The organism is Micrococcus luteus NCTC 2665 (assembly GCF_000023205.1).
GTDB classification, from domain to species: Bacteria; Actinomycetota; Actinomycetes; order Actinomycetales; family Micrococcaceae; genus Micrococcus; species Micrococcus luteus.
In genome coordinates this window covers 1,559,253-1,579,970 of the sequence record NC_012803.1, presented here as the reverse complement: position 1 = coordinate 1,579,970, position 20,718 = coordinate 1,559,253, and the positions used below count along the sequence as shown (strand labels likewise).

The following is a 20,718-nucleotide window of genomic DNA, read 5'->3' as shown; positions in this document are numbered from 1 at the left end:
GACCCCCAGCATGAGCCCGCACACCGACCCGGCCACGGCGGCCGCACCCGTCCTGTCCACCGCGGACCGGCTCGACCGCGCCGAGTCCAAGGCGGAGGTCCTCGTCGAGGCCCTGCCCTGGATCCGGCGGTTCGCCGGCACCGTCATGGTCGTCAAGTACGGCGGCAACGCCATGGTGTCGGAGGAGCTGCGCCGGGCGTTCGCCGAGGACATCGTGTTCCTGCACCACGTGGGGGTCCACCCCGTGGTGGTGCACGGCGGCGGCCCGCAGATCAACGCGATGCTCGACCGCCTCGGCATCGCGTCCGAGTTCCGCGGCGGCCTGCGCGTGACCACCGAGGAGGCCATGGACGTGGTCCGCATGGTGCTCACGGGACAGGTGGGCCGCGAGCTGGTCGGCCTCGTGAACTCCCACGGCCCGTATGCCGTCGGCTTCTCCGGCGAGGACGCGGGGCTGCTGCGCGCCCGCCGCACGGGCGCCGTCGTGGACGGGCAGGAGGTGGACCTCGGCCTCGTGGGAGAGGTCACCGGAGTCGACCCGACCGCGATCCTCGACGTGATCGAGTCCGGGCGGATCCCCGTGGTCTCGTCGGTCGCCCCCGAGATCGACGACGACGGCGAGCCCACCGGGCAGGTCCTCAACGTCAATGCGGACACCGCCGCCGCGGCCCTGGCCGCCGCCCTCGGCGCCGCGAAGCTCGTGCTGCTCACCGACGTCGAAGGCCTCTACGCCGACTGGCCGGACCGCGACTCCCTCATCAGCTCGCTCACCGCCGCCCAGCTGCGTGCGCTGCTGCCCTCCCTGGCCTCCGGGATGATCCCGAAGATGGCCGCGTGCCTGGCGGCCGTCGACGCCGGCGTGCAGCGCGCCCACGTCGTGGACGGCCGCCGCCCCCACTCGATGCTGCTGGAGGTCTTCACCTCCGCGGGCGTCGGCACCCAGGTGGTGCCCGACGCTGAGCCCACCGCCCCGACCACCCCCGAGGGGGACGCATGAGCACCGACCAGTCCGCGCTGCTGGAGCGCTACCACGCCGCCCTGACCGGCGTCTTCGGCTGCCCCGCCCGCGTGCTCGTGCGCGGCGAGGGGGTCCACGTGTGGGACGCCGACGGCCGGCGCTACACGGACCTGCTGGCCGGCATCGCCGTGAATGCGCTCGGCCACGGCCACCCGGCGCTGGTGCGGGCCGTGTCCGAGCAGATCGCCACGCTCGGCCACGTGTCCAACCTCTTCACCTCCGAGCCGCAGATCCGCCTGGCCGAGCGCCTGCTGGAGCTGGCCGGCGCGCCCGCGGGCTCCACCGTGTTCTTCGCGAACTCCGGCACGGAGGCCAACGAGGCCGCGTTCAAGCTCGCCCGCCGCCACGGCGCGGACGACCCGTCCGGCCGCCGGACGCGGGTGATCGCTCTCGAGCGGGCCTTCCACGGCCGCACGATGGGCGCCCTCGCGCTCACGCACAAGGAGGCCTACCGGGCGCCCTTCGAGCCGCTGCCCGGCGGCGTGGAGCACGTGCCGGGCGGTGACGCCGCGGCCCTGCGGGCGGCCCTGGCCCCGGACGACGACGGCGACACCGTCGCCGCCGTCATCCTCGAGCCGGTCCAGGGCGAGGCCGGCGTGCACGGCTGGCCGGCCGGCTACCTGGCCGAGGTGCGGGCCGCGACCCGCGAGGCCGGCGCCCTGATGATCCTCGACGAGGTGCAGTCCGGCGTGGGCCGCACCGGCACGTGGTTCGGCTTCCAGAACACGGCCGTCACCGGTGCGGCCGAGCCGGTGGTGCCCGACGCCTTCACCCTGGCGAAGGGACTGGGCGGCGGCGTGCCGATCGGGGCGCTCGTGTGCGTCGGCCCCGCCGTCTCCGGGCTGCTCACCGCCGGCCAGCACGGCACCACGTTCGGCGGCAACCCCCTGGCCACCGCCGCGGGCCTGGCCGTGCTCCAGACCGTCGAGGACGAGGGCCTGCTCGGCCACGTCCGCGCCGCGGGTGAGGCCGTGGCCGCCCTGCTGGAGGACCTGCCCGAGGTGGCCGCGGTGCGCGGTCACGGCCTGTGGATCGGCGTCGATCTGGCCGACCCCACGGGACCGGCCCCGGCCGGCGGGCTGGCCCCCGCCGTCGTCGCCGCCGGCCTCGAGGCGGGCTGGATCCTCAACGCCACCGGCCCCTCCACCCTGCGCCTGGCCCCGCCGCTGACCGTGCCCGTGGCCGAGCTCGAGCGCTTCGCCGCGGCCCTGCCCGGGCTCGTGGCCGCCGCCCTGACCCCCGCCGAAGGAGACCGCCCATGACCCCCGCTGCCGCCGTCCGCCACTTCCTGGTGGACACGGACCTCACCCCGGCCGAGCAGGCCGAGGTGCTCGACCTCGCCGCGCAGATGAAGGCCGACCGGTTCCGGCACCGCCCGCTGGCCGGGCCCCGGACCGGCATCGTGTTCTTCGACAAGACCTCCACGCGCACCCGCGTCTCGTTCTCCGCGGGCATCGCCGAGCTCGGCGGGACGCCGTTGATCGTGAACCCGGGGGAGTCGCAGCTGGGCCACAAGGAGTCCGTGGCCGACACGGCCCGCGTGCTGGAGCGGATGGTCGGCGTCATCGTCTGGCGCACGTTCGCCCAGGCCGGCCTCGAGGAGATGGCCGCCCATTCCTCGGTGCCCGTGGTCAATGCGCTCAGCGACGACTACCACCCCTGTCAGATCCTCGCCGACCTGCTGACGGTGCGCGAGCACCTCGGCGGCACGGCGGGCCGCACTCTGGCGTATCTGGGGGACGCGGCGAACAACATGGCCCACTCGTACCTGCTCGGCTGCGCGACGGCCGGCATGCACGTGCGGGTCGCCGGCCCCGAGGGGCACCTGCCTGCCGAGGACGTCGTGGCCGCCGCCCGACAGCGGGCGGCGGAGACGGGCGGTTCCGTCCTCGTCACGACGGACGCGGCCGAGGCCCTGGCGGGCGCGGACGTCGTCGTGACCGACACGTGGGTGTCCATGGGCCAGGAGGAGGAGAAGGAGGCCCGCCTGGCGCTGTTCCGGGACTACCAGGTGGACGCCGCCGCGATGGCGCGGGCGGCCGACGACGCGATCTTCCTGCACTGCCTGCCCGCGTACCGGGGCTACGAGGTCACGGCCGAGGTGATCGACGGGCCGCGGTCCGTGGTGTTCGACGAGGCCGAGAACCGCCTGCACGCGCAGAAGGCGCTCATCGCCTGGCTGCTGTATCGCTCCGGCCTGGCCGAGGAGCCGCGCTGATGGCCGCCCCCACGACGAAGATCGCCCGTCAGGCCGCGATCCGGGAGATCCTGGCCACCCGGGGCATCCGCTCCCAGGCCGAACTCTCGGACGCCCTGGGTGATCGCGGGCTGTCCGTCACCCAGGGCACGCTCTCGCGGGACCTGGTGGACCTCGGCGCGGTGCGGAGGCGCGGGCCGGCCGGCATGGTCTACGCCCTGCCGGCGGAGGGCGACGACGCCGCCGTGCCGGGCCGCGGCTCGGACGCGCAGCTGAATCGGCTGGCGAGCATGGCCCGCGAGCTGCTCGTCTCCGCCGAGCCCACCGCGAACCTCGTGGTCCTGCGCACGCCCCCGGGCGCGGCGCAGTTCCTGGCCAGCGTGATCGACCAGGCGCGCGTGGAGCACGTGATGGGCACGATCGCCGGCGATGACACCATCCTTCTCATCACCACGGGGACCACGTCCGCCCCGGCCGTCGCGGCCCACCTGCTGGGTCTGGCGGGCTAACCGACCCGTCCGGCCCCGCCTGCGCGGGTGACGGGCACCAGGCACGAGGAAGGCCCCCGCCGACGGCGGGGGCCTTCCTCGTGTGGTACCGGTCCGGGGGGCCGGTCAGGCGTCTCAGGCCTGCGGCAGGACGAGCTCCTGGCCGACGTAGATCACGGCGGCGTCGGAGACGGCGCCCTTGTTGGCCTCGTAGAGGGCGGTCCAGCCACCCTCCACCTCGTACTCGTTGGCGAGCGTCCAGAGGGAGTCACCGGACTTGACGACGATGGTCTCGGCCTCGGCGACGACGGCCTGCTCCGCGGCAGCGGCCTGCTCGGCGGCAGCCTCGTCCGCGGCGGACTGGCGCTGCACGGTGGCCGTGCGCTCCACGGCGACCGGGGCGGCCTCGGTGGCGTCCACGTCACCGGCGTCCGCGTCAGCCTGGGTCAGGCCCAGCTTCTGCGAGCACAGCGGCCACGCGCCCCAGCCCTGCAGGTCCTGGAGGATCTCGGCGCGCTTGATCTGCTCGGCCTTCGAGGCCTGGTGCGGGTAGCCTTCGCCGCCGACGGCCTGCCAGGAGGACAGGGTGAACTGCACGCCGCCGTAGAAGCCGTTGCCGGTGTTGATGTCCCAGGTGCCGTTGGACTCGCACTCGGCGAGGCGGTCCCAGGTGTCCACGGTGGCGGCCTGGGCCGGGGCGGAGAAGCCCACGGCGGCGGCGCCGGCGAGGGTCATGCCCGCGACGATCGAGGCGGTGGCACGGCGGGAGCGGGTGGCGGAAGTGGTGAAGAGAGTCATGGTGTCCATGGCGAGTCCTCGCTGATCGGCGGCCGAGGCACACCGGGGTCGTCCTTCTCCTTGGTCGGGTCATGCCCTCCGTCGGTTCGAGACGACCCAGCAGCGGGCGACCGTCGGAGGGGGTTCGATGTCGTGGCCTCCCCGTTCCCGACCTCTCGGTCAGATCACGGTTCGATCACGAATCGGCTACGGAAGAGTCAACGACGGGAGCCCCCCTCGCGTCAAATCATGGGTCGACGAATTCTTGCCCGTCCATCTCACATTTGAGATCGGGTGACGAATCGATCTCTGAGTCGTGGGCGCGTGGATGAAATGCACGCTACTGGCCGGATTTGCTGTCATGGTGTCTGATCTGCCGGTGTGGACAACCTCCGTCACAGGGGTATGGGCGAAGGTCACGATCGACGGCCGAGGCCGTGACCTGAGTCGCGTTCGACCCGGGATTCGACGGCGGAGCGATGGTTGCCGGTGGCCGTCGCTGCAGGCGCAGAGGGGCTGTCAAGGGGCCCTCGGGGGGCTGATATTCCGTCAGTTGCATATTTATGGCTCTCCTGACTGATCCGTGGGTCATTTCCGGCCCGGTAGGACGGGTCGGTGGCCGCCGAGGTTGAGCATGGCCAGGGCGATGAGGGCTTCGGGGGACTTGAAGCCGAAGGCGACGCGGGTGATGAGCCGAATCTTCGTGTTCACGGACTCGATACGTCCGTTGGACAGGCCGTGCTCGATCGCGGCGAGGATCGAGGCCTTGTGCTTGACGATGCGGCGTTGGAGCTCGACGAAGGCGGGGATGCGGCAACGTCGGGCCCAGCCGATCCAGCGTTCCAGGGCCGTCTCGGCCTCGTCGGCGGGTAGCTGGAAGACCAGGCGCAGTCCTTCCTTGAGCAGGTAGGCCCGGTGCAGGCGCGGGTCGGTCTTGGCGACCCAGGCGAGCTTGGCCTGCTGCCGGGTGGTGAGGTTCTCGGGGTTCTTCCACAGCGCGTACCGGGCGTGCTTGAGCGCCTTGGCGTGCCCGCCGGCCCGCCCGGCCCGGCGCTGCCGGACCGCGCCACGGGCCTCGTTCCACGCCTGGCGACGGACCTCGTCCAGGGCCTCGGTGGCCCACTTGACGATGTGGAACGGATCAGCGCACCGCACCGCGTTCGGGCACCGCTCGGCGACCACGGCGGCGATCCAGTCCGCCCCGTCGGCGCTGACGTGGGTGATCTCGGCGCACCGGTCGGGCCCGAGGGCCTCGAAGAACGCCGCCAGGGTCGCCTTGTCCCGGCCCGGGGCGGCCCAGACGAGCCGGCCGGTGTCGTGGTCGACCACGATCGTGAGGTAGCGGTGGCCCTTCTTGTAGGAGATCTCATCGATGCCGATCCGTCGCAGGCCGGCGAACCGGTCGCCGAGGGCCTCCACGTCGGCCCAGACCCGGGTGATGATCGCCCCGACGGTGCGCCAGGCGATGCGCATCAGCTCGGTGACCGCGGACTTGGAGCACTGCGTGGCCAGCCAGGCCACCTGCTCGTCGAACACCACGGTGTGACCGGCCCCGTGCCTGGCCCACGGGACGGCGGCCACCGTGGGACCGTGCTCGCGGCAGGCCACCCGCGGGGCGTCGGCCTCGAGGTAGACCTGCACCGTGCCCAGATCCAGCGCCCGCCACCGCCGCCGACCCTCGCCACGGTCGTACCCGGGCGACCTGCGCCCGCACCGCCCGCACCGGCCACGCACTCGAGCCCGGGGACGGACATGAGCCACCAGGAGCTGGTCGTCCTCATCGAACTCGATGCCCTCCACGACCGTCTTCTCGACGCCCAGCAAGGACCGCCATAGGCTTGCGTTCCGCACGCCGTTCTCCGCCCTTCAGGTAACTGACCTCAACAGCCAGAAACCTAGGCAGAGAGCGGCGTGCCCTCGTCAACGGCTCGCCAGAACACCCACGGAAGCGTCAGGAGAGCCATATTTATTCAAGACCCGGGTAGGATCGCCACGAGCACGCCTCCGACGGCCACGTGCCGCGCTCGGAGACGCCCCCTATATAAAGAGGAGAAGACGTGAAGGAACGCATCATCCTTGCCTACTCGGGCGGCCTGGACACCTCGGTGGCCATCGGCTGGATCGCCGAGGCCACGGGCGCCGAGGTCGTCGCCGTCGCGGTCGACGTGGGCCAGGGGGGCGAGTCCCTCGAGACGATCCGCCAGCGCGCCCTGGACTGTGGCGCCGTCGAGGCCTACGTCGCCGACGCGCGTGACGAGTTCGCCGAGCAGTACTGCATGCCCACGCTCAAGGCCAACGCCCTCTACATGGACGCCTACCCGCTGGTCTCCGCGATCTCGCGCCCGGTGATCTCCCGCCACCTGGTCGCGGCGGCCCGCCAGTTCGGCGCCTCGACGGTGGCGCACGGCTGCACCGGCAAGGGCAACGACCAGGTCCGCTTCGAGGTCTCCATCCAGACCCTCGGGCCCGACCTGAAGTGCATCGCCCCGGTGCGCGACCTCGCCCTGACCCGTGAGAAGGCCATCGAGTACGCCGAGCGCAACGACCTGCCGATCGTCACCACCAAGAAGAACCCGTTCTCGATCGACCAGAACGTGTGGGGCCGCGCCGTCGAGACCGGCTTCCTCGAGGACATCTGGAACGGCCCCACGAAGGACGTCTACGACTACACGGACGACCCCGCCTTCCCGCCGGCGCCGGACGTGGTCACGATCGCCTTCGAGCGCGGCGTCCCCACAGCCCTCGACGGCCGCGCGCTGAGCCCGCTGGAGATCATCGAGGAGCTCAACCGCCGGGCCGGTGCCCAGGGCGTGGGCCGGATCGACATCGTCGAGGACCGCCTCGTGGGCATCAAGTCCCGCGAGATCTACGAGGCACCGGGCGCCATGGCGCTGATCGCGGCCCACCGTGAGCTCGAGAACGTCACCCTGGAGCGTGAACAGGCGCGCTTCAAGAAGCATGTGGACCAGCGTTGGACCGAGCTGGTCTACGACGGCCAGTGGTACTCCCCGCTGAAGCGGAACCTGGACACGTTCATCGACGCGACCCAGGAACACGTCAACGGTGAGATCCGCCTGGAGCTCCACGGTGGCCGCGCCACAGTGCAGGGTCGCCGGTCCGAGACCGGCCTGTACGACTTCAACCTCGCCACGTACGACGAGGGCGACTCGTTCGACCAGTCCTCGGCCCGCGGGTTCATCGACATCTTCGGCCTGTCCGCGAAGACGGCCTCCGAGCGAGAGCAGCGCCTGCGCGGCAGCGCCGACCTCCAGGACGTCGCCCGCCTGTCCAACGACTGACCCCGCACGCCCCGTGCACGACGGCGGCCCGCCCGCGACCGGGCCGGCCGCCGTCGGCCTGTCACCGACTTCGAGGAGACCTTCGATGACCGAGAACACCGACGCCCGCCACGGGACCAACGAGGGCGCCCTGTGGGGCGGTCGCTTCGCCGGCGGCCCTTCCGAGGCGCTCGCCGCGCTCAGCAAGTCCACGCACTTCGACTGGCGCCTGGCGCCCTATGACATCGCGGGCTCCCGTGCCCACGCCCGGGTGCTGCACACCGCCGGTCTGCTCAGTGCGGACGACCTGGACGGGATGATCGCGGCCCTCGACCGTCTCGAGGCGGACGTGCGTTCCGGTGCCTTCACCCCGGCGGCGTCCGATGAGGACGTGCACGGCTCGCTCGAGCGCGGCCTCATCGAGCGGGCCGGTCCCGAGCTCGGCGGCCGCCTGCGGGCCGGCCGATCCCGCAACGACCAGGTCGCCACCCTCGGCCGGATGTTCCTGCGAGACCACGCCCGCATCATCGCGCAGGGCGTGATCGCCACGGTGGACGCGCTGCTCGATCAGGCGCGGGCGCGCCCGTACGCGCCGATGCCGGGGCGCACCCACCTGCAGCACGCGCAGCCCGTCCTGCTCTCGCATCACCTGCTCGCGCACGCCTGGGCCTTCGCGCGGGACCTGCAGCGGCTCGCGGACTGGGACGCACGCGCGGCCGTCTCGCCGTACGGCTCCGGGGCCCTTGCCGGCTCCTCCCTGGGTCTGGACCCGAACGCCGTGGCCGCCGAGCTCGGCTTCGAGTCGGCCGTGTGGAACTCGATCGACGGCACCGCCGCCCGCGACGTGTACGCGGAGTTCGCGTGGGTCGCCGCGATGGTCGGCGTCGACCTGTCCCGCATCTCGGAGGAGGTCATCTTCTGGGCCACCAAGGAGGCGGGCTTCGTGAGGCTCCATGACGCGTACTCCACGGGGTCCTCGATCATGCCGCAGAAGAAGAACCCGGACGTCGCCGAGTTGGCCCGCGGCAAGTCCGGCCGTCTCATCGGCGACCTCACGGGGCTGCTGGCCACGCTCAAGGGCATGCCGCTGGCTTACAACCGCGACCTGCAGGAGGACAAGGAGCCCGTCTTCGACGCCGCGGACACCCTCGAGCTGCTGCTGCCCGCCGTCTACGGGATGATCGCCACCCTCGAGTTCCAGACGGAGCGCATGGCGGAGCTGGCCCCGCAGGGCTTCGCGCTGGCCACCGACGTCGCCGAGTGGCTCGTCCGCCAGGGGGTCCCGTTCCGCGAGGCCCACGAGCTGTCGGGCGAGGCCGTGAAGGCGGCCGAGGCCCGGGGCGTGGAGCTGTGGGACCTCACGGACGAGGAGTACGCCGCCATCTCACCGGCGCTGACCCCGCAGGTCCGCGAGGTGCTCAGCACAGAGGGCTCGCTCGCCTCTCGCGACGCCCAGGGCGGGACCGCGCCGACGGCCGTCGCGGTGCAGATCGGGGCGCTCGAGGACGCCCTGGAACCGCTGCGCCGCTGGGCCGACACGCCGGGCTCCGTCGTCGACGCCCGTTGACGCGGTCGCCCGGCCGAGTCGGCGTCGGCCGGACCGCACGCGGCGGTGCCCCCAGGGCGCCGCCGCGTCACCCGCCGTCCACCGTGGTCGGCGTAGCATGGGTGGTCACTTTTCCGCCGGGCGGGCCGCAGCGTGGTCCGCCCCTCACCGCATCGCGAGGGCCCCGATGACCGATACCGTGTCCGTCCGCCAGTCCGAGCTCGACCTCGAGCGGGGTCGGGTCGCCGAGCGGTACGCCCGCCTCGACGCCCTGCGTGAGGAGAAGGAGCGCCAGCTCGCGGCCGTGCGCCGGACCGGCCCGCAGGGGTCGCTGCAGAACCACTCCGAGCGCGACGCCTTCGCCAGCCTCTACGAGGACCGACTCGCCCAGCTCTACGCCGTGGACGACCGCCTCGTCTTCGGCCGGCTCGACCTCGACGCCGAGCAGGAGGGTGGGGCCGACGAGCAGCGGTACATCGGGCGCATCGGCCTCACCACCGAGGACCACGAGCGCCTCCTCGTCGACTGGCGCGCGGCCGAGGCCGGCGCCTTCTACCAGGCGACGGCGGCCCACCGGGGCCGTGTGCGCCGTCGTCGTCACCTGATGCTGCGGGGGCGCGAGGTGCGCGACCTCGAGGACGACATCCTGGACCCGACGCTGCTGGGCGAGGACGGGGTGCGCGCCGATGGCCAGGGTGCGCTGCTGGCCGCCGTCACCGCCCGACGCACGGGGCGGATGGGGGACATCGTCGCCACGATCCAGGCGGAGCAGGACGAGGTGATCCGCGCGCCCCTGTCCGGGGCGGTCGTGGTCCAGGGCGGGCCCGGCACGGGGAAGACCGCCGTCGCCCTGCACCGCGCGGCCTACCTGCTGTACACCCACCGGGAGCGCCTCGCGCGCTCGGGCGTGCTGATCGTCGGTCCGTCGACCGCGTTCATGCGGTACATCGAGCGGGTGCTGCCCTCGCTGGGCGAGACCGGTGTCGTGATGTCCTCGCTGGGGACGCTGATGCCGGGCGTACGGGCCGTCCCGGAGCGGGACCTCGACGTGGCGGCGGTGAAGGGCCGGCTGGACATGGTGGACGCCGTCGCCCACGCGGTCGCGCAGCGCCAGCGCCTGCTCGTCGAGCCGCGGCGCCTGATGATCGACGGCACGGCCGTCAAGCTCAAGCCGGCCATGGTCCGGCGCGCCCGGGACAAGGCGCGGGCCACCCGAAAGCCCCACAACGAGGCCCGGGTGACGTTCGTGAAGATCCTCGTCCGCGAGCTCGCGGAGAAGCTGCGCAAGAAACTGGAGAAGTCCTCGGGCACCCCGGTGCAGCGTGACCTCCTCCTCGAGGACGTGCGCACCTCGCGCGACGTGCGCATCGCGCTCAACCTCTGCTGGATGCCGCTGACGCCGGAGAAACTGATCGGCGACCTCCTCACCCGGGAGGACCTGCTCCGGGCGGCCGCCCCGTGGCTGTCCGACGCCGAGGTCGGCGCGCTCCTGCGGCCGGCCGACGCCCCCTGGACCGAGGCCGACGTGCCCCTCCTGGACGAGGCGGCCGAGCTGCTCGGACGCCTCGAGACCCCGGGCCGGGGCGGTGAATCCGCGGCCCAGCACGAGCGCAACCTCGAGAACGCCCGGGCGTCCCTGGAGAACATGCACCAGACGCTCGCGGACCTGGGCGTCGACGGCGTCGTGGACGCCGAGCAGCTGGCCGCGGCCAATGAGGCGCGCGGCGTGCGACGGACCACCGCCGAGACCGCGGCCTACGACCGCACCTGGACGTACGGGCACGTGGTGGTTGACGAGGCCCAGGAGCTCTCTCCGATGCAGTGGCGCCTGCTGGCGCGCCGCTGCCCGATGAAGTCGTTCACCATCGTGGGCGACATCGCGCAGTCCTCCCGTCGCGACGCGGCCGGCTCGTGGGCGTCCGTCCTCGCCCCTGAGTTCGGGGACCGCTGGCGCCTGGAAGAGTTGACTGTGAACTACCGTTCGCCGGCGCGCGTGATGCGCTGGGCCGCGCAGGTCGCGCGGGCGGCCGGGCTTGAGGTCTCCCATCCGCGCGCCGTGCGTGAGGGCGATCACCGCCCGCGCCTGGTGACGGAGCCGGGCGGTGACGTGGCGGCCCTGACCCTCGAGGCGGTCGAGGTCGAGCGGGGCCGCGTGCCCGAGGCCCTGACCGCCGTGATCGCCCCCGCCGGGCAGACAGGGGAGTTGCTCACGGCCCTCCGCGAGCGGTGGGGGGAGGCGGCCGTGGACACCGCGCCGCTGCCCGGCGTCGAGATCGTCGTCGCCACCCCGTGGGACACCAAGGGACTGGAGTTCGACACCGTCGTCCTCGTCTCTCCCGAGCGGATCGTGGCCGACGCACGCGGCGTGGTGGGCGATCTGTACGTGGCGATGACCCGCGCCACCCAGTCGCTGTCCGTCGTCGCCGGGACGGACGCGGCCGCGCTGCCGGCCGGGCTGGCGGACGTCCCGGAGTGAGCCCCGCGGGCGCGTCGCTAGGCTGGGGGCCATGGCACCCCAGAACGAGGAGCGCGCGGCCCGACTGCGCGCACAGGCGAACGACCCGAGCTTCGAGAACGTCTGGCAGGAGCTGCGCTGGCGCGGGCTCGTGCACGTCTCGACGGACGAGGCCGCGCTGGAGCAGGCGCTGGCCGGGGAGCCCGTCTCGTATTACTGCGGCTTCGACCCGACCGCTCCGTCCCTCCACCTGGGACACCTGGTCCAGTTGCTCACCCTGCGCCGCCTGCAGCTCGCCGGCCACCGCCCGTACGCCCTCGTGGGCGGCGCCACCGGGCTCATCGGCGACCCGCGGCAGACCTCGGAGCGCGTCCTGAACTCGCAGGAGACCGTGGCGGCGTGGGTGGAGTCCCTGCGCGCGCAGATCGAGCCGTACCTCTCCTTCGAGGGGGAGAACGCGGCGACCATGGTCAACAACCTGGACTGGACCGCGGGCATGAGCGCGCTGGACTTCCTGCGGGACATCGGCAAGAACTTCCGCGTCGGCACCATGGTGAAGAAGGAGATCGTGGCCAAGCGCCTGAACTCTGATGAGGGCATCTCCTACACGGAGTTCTCCTACCAGGTGCTGCAGGGCAACGACTTCCTCGAGCTGCACCGTCGGCACGGCGTGACCCTCCAGACCGGCGGCTCCGACCAGTGGGGCAACCTCACCGCCGGCACCGAGCTGATCCGCAAGGTGGAGGGGACCCACGCCCATGCGCTGGGCACGCCGCTGATCACGAACGCGGACGGCACCAAGTTCGGCAAGTCCGAGGGCAACGCCGTCTGGCTCGACGCGGAGATGTGCTCGCCATACGCCTTCTACCAGTTCTGGCTCAACACGGCGGACGCGGACGTCGTCGACCGGCTCAAGGTCTTCACGTTCCTGACCCGCGCGGAGATCGAGGAGTACGCGCAGAAGGTGGCCGACGAGCCGTTCCGCCGGGAGGCCCAGAAGCGCCTGGCGTGGGAGGTCACCGCGCTGGCCCATGGAGAGGAGACGACGACGAAGGTCATCGAGGCCTCCCAGGCCGTGTTCGGAGGCGGCGACCTCACCACCGTGGATCCGGACACGCTGACCGCCGTGCTGGCCGAGCTGCCGCAGGCCGACCGGACCCAGTGGGAGGGGGAGCCGGGCACCGTGACCGCGGTCGAGCTGCTGGTCTCCACCGGGCTGGTCGCCTCGCGCTCCGAGGCGCGTCGGACGGTGCGCGACGGCGGCGCGTCGGTGAACAACGTGCGGGTGACGGATGCCGACCAGGTGTTCACCCGAGACGACGCCTTCGCCGGCCGGCACCTGCTGGTGCGCCGGGGCAAGAAGAACATGGCGGGCGCGGACCTGGGGGAGGGCTGACCACGGCCGCAGACCACCGGTGTCCACCGGCTCGCCAGAAGTGACCGAGGACACGACGGGCGACGACGGCGGAGAAACCGCCCACGGGAGGAGCACAGGGCCCCGTTCTCCGCAGGATTCTGCGGAGAACGGGGCCCTTTGTCGTGCCCGGACGCCGGGTGTCACCCCTGATTTTGTGTTCGGTGGGATTCGGGTGTAGAGTTCCATCTCGTGCTCAAGACGCCGACCGGGTGACCGGGAGGCGGGGTGAAGAACACAGAATCCGCGGATTCATGCCGAGAATGGCAGGTCCAGGGCGGGTGGTGCTCACCGGGTGCGCGGCCGGCAGTGATGCGGGTCGGGATTCCTGAAGAAGATGATCTGGTTTGACAGCCGGGGATCATGTGGTAAGCTTTTCGAGGCCTTCCACGTGGATGGTCCGGTGAGTGTCTGGCCCCGCGGAAGCGGAGTTGACATTGTCGGATCGCGTGGTAAGGTTTTCTAGTCCGGCCATGTGAACGGACGGTGAATGCTTCGGACACGGAGTTGACACGGTCGAAACGGATGGTCTAGGATGGAGAAGTTGCTCCAGAGCGAAACGGCCCGCGGAGCGGGTCGCTGAAGCTGGAAGCGCCTGTTGTTTGAGAACTCAATAGTGTGCCAAGTTTGTTGATGCCAATTGTTTTAACACATATTGGTTGATCGTCGCCTGCCACCCCCGTGGTGTGGTGATGGTCTGCCAGGTATTGAATGGATGTCGTGGTGGTTATTTCCGGCTGCCACGGTGTTGTTCTGTAATTTTTTACGGAGAGTTTGATCCTGGCTCAGGATGAACGCTGGCGGCGTGCTTAACACATGCAAGTCGAACGATGAAGCCCAGCTTGCTGGGTGGATTAGTGGCGAACGGGTGAGTAACACGTGAGTAACCTGCCCTTAACTCTGGGATAAGCCTGGGAAACTGGGTCTAATACCGGATAGGAGCGTCCACCGCATGGTGGGTGTTGGAAAGATTTATCGGTTTTGGATGGACTCGCGGCCTATCAGCTTGTTGGTGAGGTAATGGCTCACCAAGGCGACGACGGGTAGCCGGCCTGAGAGGGTGACCGGCCACACTGGGACTGAGACACGGCCCAGACTCCTACGGGAGGCAGCAGTGGGGAATATTGCACAATGGGCGAAAGCCTGATGCAGCGACGCCGCGTGAGGGATGACGGCCTTCGGGTTGTAAACCTCTTTCAGTAGGGAAGAAGCGAAAGTGACGGTACCTGCAGAAGAAGCACCGGCTAACTACGTGCCAGCAGCCGCGGTAATACGTAGGGTGCGAGCGTTATCCGGAATTATTGGGCGTAAAGAGCTCGTAGGCGGTTTGTCGCGTCTGTCGTGAAAGTCCGGGGCTTAACCCCGGATCTGCGGTGGGTACGGGCAGACTAGAGTGCAGTAGGGGAGACTGGAATTCCTGGTGTAGCGGTGGAATGCGCAGATATCAGGAGGAACACCGATGGCGAAGGCAGGTCTCTGGGCTGTAACTGACGCTGAGGAGCGAAAGCATGGGGAGCGAACAGGATTAGATACCCTGGTAGTCCATGCCGTAAACGTTGGGCACTAGGTGTGGGGACCATTCCACGGTTTCCGCGCCGCAGCTAACGCATTAAGTGCCCCGCCTGGGGAGTACGGCCGCAAGGCTAAAACTCAAAGGAATTGACGGGGGCCCGCACAAGCGGCGGAGCATGCGGATTAATTCGATGCAACGCGAAGAACCTTACCAAGGCTTGACATGTTCCCGATCGCCGTAGAGATACGATTTCCCCTTTGGGGCGGGTTCACAGGTGGTGCATGGTTGTCGTCAGCTCGTGTCGTGAGATGTTGGGTTAAGTCCCGCAACGAGCGCAACCCTCGTTCCATGTTGCCAGCACGTAATGGTGGGGACTCATGGGAGACTGCCGGGGTCAACTCGGAGGAAGGTGAGGACGACGTCAAATCATCATGCCCCTTATGTCTTGGGCTTCACGCATGCTACAATGGCCGGTACAATGGGTTGCGATACTGTGAGGTGGAGCTAATCCCAAAAAGGGCTCTCCTGACTGATCCGTGGGTCATTTCCGGCCCGGTAGGACGGGTCGGTGGCCGCCGAGGTTGAGCATGGCCAGGGCGATGAGGGCTTCGGGGGACTTGAAGCCGAAGGCGACGCGGGTGATGAGCCGAATCTTCGTGTTCACGGACTCGATACGTCCGTTGGACAGGCCGTGCTCGATCGCGGCGAGGATCGAGGCCTTGTGCTTGACGATGCGGCGTTGGAGCTCGACGAAGGCGGGGATGCGGCAACGTCGGGCCCAGCCGATCCAGCGTTCCAGGGCCGTCTCGGCCTCGTCGGCGGGTAGCTGGAAGACCAGGCGCAGTCCTTCCTTGAGCAGGTAGGCCCGGTGCAGGCGCGGGTCGGTCTTGGCGACCCAGGCGAGCTTGGCCTGCTGCCGGGTGGTGAGGTTCTCGGGGTTCTTCCACAGCGCGTACCGGGCGTGCTTGAGCGCCTTGGCGTGCCCGCCGGCCCGCCCGGCCCGGCGCTGCCGGACCGCGCCACGGGCCTCGTTCCACGCCTGGCGACGGACCTCGTCCAGGGCCTCGGTGGCCCACTTGACGATGTGGAACGGATCAGCGCACCGCACCGCGTTCGGGCACCGCTCGGCGACCACGGCGGCGATCCAGTCCGCCCCGTCGGCGCTGACGTGGGTGATCTCGGCGCACCGGTCGGGCCCGAGGGCCTCGAAGAACGCCGCCAGGGTCGCCTTGTCCCGGCCCGGGGCGGCCCAGACGAGCCGGCCGGTGTCGTGGTCGACCACGATCGTGAGGTAGCGGTGGCCCTTCTTGTAGGAGATCTCATCGATGCCGATCCGTCGCAGGCCGGCGAACCGGTCGCCGAGGGCCTCCACGTCGGCCCAGACCCGGGTGATGATCGCCCCGACGGTGCGCCAGGCGATGCGCATCAGCTCGGTGACCGCGGACTTGGAGCACTGCGTGGCCAGCCAGGCCACCTGCTCGTCGAACACCACGGTGTGACCGGCCCCGTGCCTGGCCCACGGGACGGCGGCCACCGTGGGACCGTGCTCGCGGCAGGCCACCCGCGGGGCGTCGGCCTCGAGGTAGACCTGCACCGTGCCCAGATCCAGCGCCCGCCACCGCCGCCGACCCTCGCCACGGTCGTACCCGGGCGACCTGCGCCCGCACCGCCCGCACCGGCCACGCACTCGAGCCCGGGGACGGACATGAGCCACCAGGAGCTGGTCGTCCTCATCGAACTCGATGCCCTCCACGACCGTCTTCTCGACGCCCAGCAAGGACCGCCATAGGCTTGCGTTCCGCACGCCGTTCTCCGCCCTTCAGGTAACTGACCTCAACAGCCAGAAACCTAGGCAGAGAGCGGCGTGCCCTCGTCAACGGCTCGCCAGAACACCCACGGAAGCGTCAGGAGAGCCCCAAAAAGCCGGTCTCAGTTCGGATTGGGGTCTGCAACTCGACCCCATGAAGTCGGAGTCGCTAGTAATCGCAGATCAGCAACGCTGCGGTGAATACGTTCCCGGGCCTTGTACACACCGCCCGTCAAGTCACGAAAGTCGGTAACACCCGAAGCCGGTGGCCTAACCCTTGTGGGGGGAGCCGTCGAAGGTGGGACCAGCGATTGGGACTAAGTCGTAACAAGGTAGCCGTACCGGAAGGTGCGGCTGGATCACCTCCTTTCTAAGGAGCATCAGTGCCCGTTGCATCACCGCGTGTGTGATGGCGGGTTGCTCATGGGTGGAACATCAATGAATGGTGCCAGTGGTGGTGCCGGCAGTGCTCGAGTACGTCATGCCTTTGCGGGTGTGGTTGGAATGGGTGGTGTTGGTGGCTGCGAGCTGGTGTTGGCACACTGTTGGGTCCTGGAACAGCAGGCACCCTGACCTGTGAGGGTTGGGGTTGTTGTTTCTGGTCTCCGTACCTTGTGAAGCTGGCCTTGTGGGTTAGTGGATGGGGTGTGGGTTGTTGTTTGAGAACTGCATAGTGGACGCGAGCATCTTATTTTTTGTTGCTGCATCGTTGATCGCACTGTTCCCCCTGGGGTGGTGTGTGAGGTGTGGTGATGCCGAGAATGACATCTTAGTTAGATATTGCTCATTTGAGGACTTTCATTGTGTGTGAAAGTTTCCAAGGGCGCATGGTGGATGCCTTGGCAACAGGAGCCGAAGAAGGACGTGGGAATCTGCGATAAGCCTGGTGGAGTCGATAACCGGACGTTGAGACCAGGATTTCCGAATGGGGAAACCCCGCACGACGTGTCGTGTGACCCCCGGTTGAACACATAGACCGGGTGGAGGGAACGTGGGGAAGTGAAACATCTCAGTACCCACAGGAAGAGAAAACAAAAGTGATTCCGTTAGTAGTGGCGAGCGAACGCGGATGGGGCTAAACCGTATGTGTGTGATACCCGGCAGGGGTTGCATGTGCGGTGTTGTGGGCCCCTCCTTGTCATGTCTGCCGGCATGGCGCAGTGAGGTGCGGGCATATAGACGAACCAGTGTGGATGCTGGACCGTAGAGGGTGAGAGTCCCGTAGTCGAAATGTGTTCCGCCGCTGTTGGAGGGTTGCCCGAGTAGCACGGGGCCCGAGAAATCCCGTGTGAATCTGCCAGGACCACCTGGTAAGCCTGAATACTACCTGTTGACCGATAGCGGATCAGTACCGTGAGGGAATGGTGAAAAGTACCCCGGGAGGGGAGTGAAATAGTACCTGAAACCATGTGCCTACAAACCGTTGGAGCCTCCTTGTGGGGTGACAGCGTGCCTTTTGAAGAATGAGCCTGCGAGTTAGTGATACGTGGCGAGGTTAACCCGTGTGGGGAAGCCGTAGCGAAAGCGAGTCTGAATAGGGCGATTGAGTCGCGTGTCCTAGACCCGAAGCGGAGTGATCTACCCATGGCCAGGTTGAAGCGCGTGTAAGAGCGCGTGGAGGACCGAACCCACTTCAGTTGAAAATGGAGGGGATGAGTTGTGGGTAGGGGTGAAAGGCCAATCAAACTCCGTGATAGCTGGTTCTCCCCGAAATGCATTTAGGTGCAGCGTCACGTGTTTCTTCCCGGAGGTAGAGCTACTGGATGGACGATGGGCCCTACAAGGTTACTGACTTCAGCCAAACTCCGAATGCCGGGAAGTGAGAGCGTGGCAGTGAGACTGTGGGGGATAAGCTTCATAGTCGAGAGGGAAACAGCCCAGACCACCGGTTAAGGCCCCTAAGCGTGTGCTAAGTGGGAAAGGATGTGGAGTTGCTGAGACAACCAGGAGGTTGGCTTAGAAGCAGCCACCCTTGAAAGAGTGCGTAATAGCTCACTGGTCAAGTGATTCCGCGCCGACAATGTAGCGGGGCTCAAGTACACCGCCGAAACCGTGGCATTCAGTTTTGCTGGATGGGTAGGGGAGCGTCGTTCACGAGGTGAAGCCAGCGGGTAACTTCTGGTGGATTGTGGACGAGTGAGAATGCAGGCATGAGTAGCGAAAGACGGGTGAGAAACCCGTCCGCCGGATGACTAAGGGTTCCAGGGTCAAGCTAATCTGCCCTGGGTAAGTCGGGACCTAAGGCGAGGCCGACAGGCGTAGTCGATGGACAACGGGTTGATATTCCCGTACCAGTGAAGAACCGCCCATGCTGAGCCGGTGATACTAACCGCCCGAACCATCCCGAACCTCGTCTTTGACGGGGTCGGTGATGGGGAGCGCGGGACCTGAACCGGGGAGGCAAGCGCATTAACAGGTGTGACGCAGGAAGGTAGCCGGGCCGGGCAATGGAAATGACCTGGTCTAAGGGTGTAGGGCTGCCGGTAGGTAAATCCGCCGGCTGTATGCCTGAGACCTGATGGGCGCCCACATGGTGGGTGATCCGGTGATCCTATGCTGCCTAGAAAAGCATCGGCGCGAGGTTCAAACTGCCCGTACCCTAAACCGACACAGGTGGTCAGGTAGAGAATACTAAGGCGATCGAGAGAATCATGGTTAAGGAACTCGGCAAAATGCCCCCGTAACTTCGGGAGAAGGGGGGCCCCAACCTTGAGCACCACGTGCTGGTGTGAGGGGATCGGGGCCGCAGAGACCAGGGGGAAGCGACTGTTTATCAAAAACACAGGTCCATGCGAAGTCGTAAGACGATGTATATGGACTGACTCCTGCCCGGTGCTGGAAGGTTAAGGGGACCCGTTAGCTTCGGCGAAGCGGAGAACTTAAGCCCCAGTAAACGGCGGTGGTAACTATAACCATCCTAAGGTAGCGAAATTCCTTGTCGGGTAAGTTCCGACCTGCACGAATGGAGTAACGACTTCCCCGCTGTCTCAACCATGAACTCGGCGAAATTGCATTACGAGTAAAGATGCTCGTTACGCGCAGAAGGACGGAAAGACCCCGTGACCTTTACTATAGTTTGGTATTGGTGTTCGGTGTGGCTTGTGTAGGATAGGTGGGAGACTGTGAAGCGGGCACGCCAGTGTTCGTGGAGTCGTCGTTGAAATACCACTCTGGTCACTCTGGATATCTAACTTCGGCCCGTGATCCGGGTCAGGGACAGTGCCTGATGGGTAGTTTAACTGGGGCGGTTGCCTCCTAAAATGTAACGGAGGCGCCCAAAGGTTCCCTCAGCCTGGTTGGCAATCAGGTGTCGAGTGCAAGTGCACAAGGGAGCTTGACTGTGAGAGTGGCAGCTCGAGCAGGGACGAAAGTCGGGACTAGTGATCCGGCGGCTCGTTGTGGAACGGCCGTCGCTCAACGGATAAAAGGTACCTCGGGGATAACAGGCTGATCTTGCCCAAGAGTCCATATCGACGGCATGGTTTGGCACCTCGATGTCGGCTCGTCGCATCCTGGGGCTGGAGTAGGTCCCAAGGGTTGGGCTGTTCGCCCATTAAAGCGGTACGCGAGCTGGGTTCAGAACGTCGTGAGACAGTTCGGTCCCTATCCTCTGCGCGCGTTGGAAATTTGAGAAGGTCTGTCCTTAGTACGAGAGGACCGGGACGGACGAACCTCTGGTATGTCAGTTGTACCGCCAGGTGCATGGCTGATTAGCTACGTTCGGGATGGATAACCGCTGAAAGCATCTAAGCGGGAAGCCGGCTTCGAGATGAGATTTCCTTGCCCCTTTGAGGGTGTGAGGCCCCCAGCTAGAACACTGGGTTGATAGGCTGGATGTGGAAGCGAGGACTGAAGACTCGTGAAGCTGACCAGTACTAATAGGCCGATGACTTACACACACTCTTATCCCATTGCTTGCTTCAAGGTGATGGGTTGGTGTTCGCGTCCACTGTGCGGTTGTCTGATTGCAACCGGCTGTCTGCTTGTTGGTGGGTGGTTGAGGTGTTTTCAGTTGAATAGTGTCACTGTTGTGTGACCCGTTAGGTTTCCCTGCTGTTGCCCGTGTTGAGGGTGGTGGTGTGGGGTTAGGGTTACGGCGGTCATAGCGTGGGGGAAACGCCCGGTTCCATTCCGAACCCGGAAGCTAAGGCCCACAGCGCCGATGGTACTGCAACCGGGAGGTTGTGGGAGAGTAGGTCGCCGCCGGACATTCTTTGAGGGAAGG

Annotated in this window: 10 protein-coding genes, 3 rRNA genes, 1 pseudogene and 2 other annotated features; of the genes and pseudogenes, 11 read left to right on the top strand and 3 right to left on the bottom strand. The window is 67.7% G+C overall.

Translation table 11 applies throughout. The features are described from left to right. The first annotated feature begins 10 nt into the window (after positions 1–10). Genes argB through MLUT_RS18680 form a run of 4 tightly spaced genes read left to right on the top strand, consistent with a single transcriptional unit; the run spans position 11 to position 3,724 of the window. Positions 11–997: an acetylglutamate kinase gene (argB, locus tag MLUT_RS18695; RefSeq protein ID WP_012750948.1), complete on the top strand. Its 987-nt coding sequence runs from the start codon at positions 11–13 to the stop codon at positions 995–997. Then, positions 994–2,280 carry an acetylornithine transaminase gene (locus tag MLUT_RS18690; protein WP_012750947.1) on the top strand — a complete coding sequence of 429 codons (1,287 nt, stop codon included), beginning with the start codon at positions 994–996 and terminating at the stop codon, positions 2,278–2,280. The genes argB and MLUT_RS18690 overlap by 4 nt, the downstream gene beginning before the upstream one ends. Beyond that, complete coding sequence (gene argF / locus MLUT_RS18685; protein ID WP_012750946.1) at positions 2,277–3,236, top strand: ornithine carbamoyltransferase; 960 nt, start codon at positions 2,277–2,279, stop codon at positions 3,234–3,236. The genes MLUT_RS18690 and argF overlap by 4 nt, the downstream gene beginning before the upstream one ends. Beyond that, positions 3,236–3,724, top strand: coding sequence for an arginine repressor (locus MLUT_RS18680; protein ID WP_012750945.1), 489 nt, complete (start codon positions 3,236–3,238; stop codon positions 3,722–3,724). The genes argF and MLUT_RS18680 overlap by 1 nt, the downstream gene beginning before the upstream one ends. 114 nt (positions 3,725–3,838) lie before the next feature. Here the strand turns inward: MLUT_RS18680 and rpf are convergent, their stop codons facing one another. Together rpf and MLUT_RS18670 are read right to left on the bottom strand one after the other, a co-directional pair. Beyond that, positions 3,839–4,510, bottom strand: coding sequence for a resuscitation-promoting factor Rpf (gene rpf / locus MLUT_RS18675; protein ID WP_012750944.1), 672 nt, complete (start codon positions 4,508–4,510; stop codon positions 3,839–3,841). Positions 4,511–5,068: 558 nt separating this feature from the next. Next, positions 5,069–6,331, bottom strand: a complete 1,263-nt coding sequence (locus tag MLUT_RS18670; RefSeq protein ID WP_010079362.1) for an ISL3 family transposase — start codon at positions 6,329–6,331, stop codon at positions 5,069–5,071. 206 nt (positions 6,332–6,537) lie between these two features. On the opposite strand from MLUT_RS18670, the gene MLUT_RS18665 reads away from it, so the two are divergent. From MLUT_RS18665 to MLUT_RS23645, 5 genes are all read left to right on the top strand, one after another. Then, a complete protein-coding gene (locus MLUT_RS18665) occupies positions 6,538–7,779 on the top strand; it encodes an argininosuccinate synthase (protein WP_012750942.1) in 1,242 nt (413 codons plus the stop codon). Positions 7,780–7,864: 85 nt separating this feature from the next. Beyond that, positions 7,865–9,325, top strand: a complete 1,461-nt coding sequence (gene argH / locus MLUT_RS18660; RefSeq protein ID WP_012750941.1) for an argininosuccinate lyase — start codon at positions 7,865–7,867, stop codon at positions 9,323–9,325. A gap of 166 nt (positions 9,326–9,491) precedes the next feature. Beyond that, positions 9,492–11,780, top strand: a complete 2,289-nt coding sequence (locus MLUT_RS18655; protein ID WP_041779783.1) for a HelD family protein — start codon at positions 9,492–9,494, stop codon at positions 11,778–11,780. Positions 11,781–11,811: 31 nt separating this feature from the next. Next, entirely contained in the window at positions 11,812–13,155 is a 1,344-nt protein-coding gene (gene tyrS, locus MLUT_RS18650; RefSeq protein WP_012750939.1) for a tyrosine--tRNA ligase, read from the top strand. 780 nt (positions 13,156–13,935) lie between these two features. Further along, positions 13,936–15,348: ribosomal RNA gene (locus MLUT_RS23645) — 16S ribosomal RNA — on the top strand. Here MLUT_RS23645 and MLUT_RS24290 read toward each other — a convergent pair. Then, positions 15,342–16,370 (bottom strand): annotated as a pseudogene (locus tag MLUT_RS24290) (ISL3 family transposase); the annotation flags it as partial. The gene MLUT_RS23645 and the pseudogene MLUT_RS24290 sit on opposite strands and share 7 nt — an antisense overlap. A gap of 155 nt (positions 16,371–16,525) precedes the next feature. After that, positions 16,526–16,715, top strand: a sequence feature (16S ribosomal RNA rRNA prediction is too short). Position 16,716: 1 nt separating this feature from the next. Beyond that, positions 16,717–16,850: a sequence feature (16S ribosomal RNA rRNA prediction is too short), on the top strand. A gap of 450 nt (positions 16,851–17,300) precedes the next feature. Between MLUT_RS24290 and MLUT_RS18640 the strand changes: the two are divergent. Then, a 23S ribosomal RNA gene (locus tag MLUT_RS18640) occupies positions 17,301–20,392 on the top strand. 193 nt (positions 20,393–20,585) lie between these two features. Further along, positions 20,586–20,702 (top strand): 5S ribosomal RNA (gene rrf, locus MLUT_RS18635). Together the 16S, 23S and 5S rRNA genes form the textbook arrangement of a ribosomal RNA operon. Positions 20,703–20,718 lie beyond the last annotated feature (16 nt).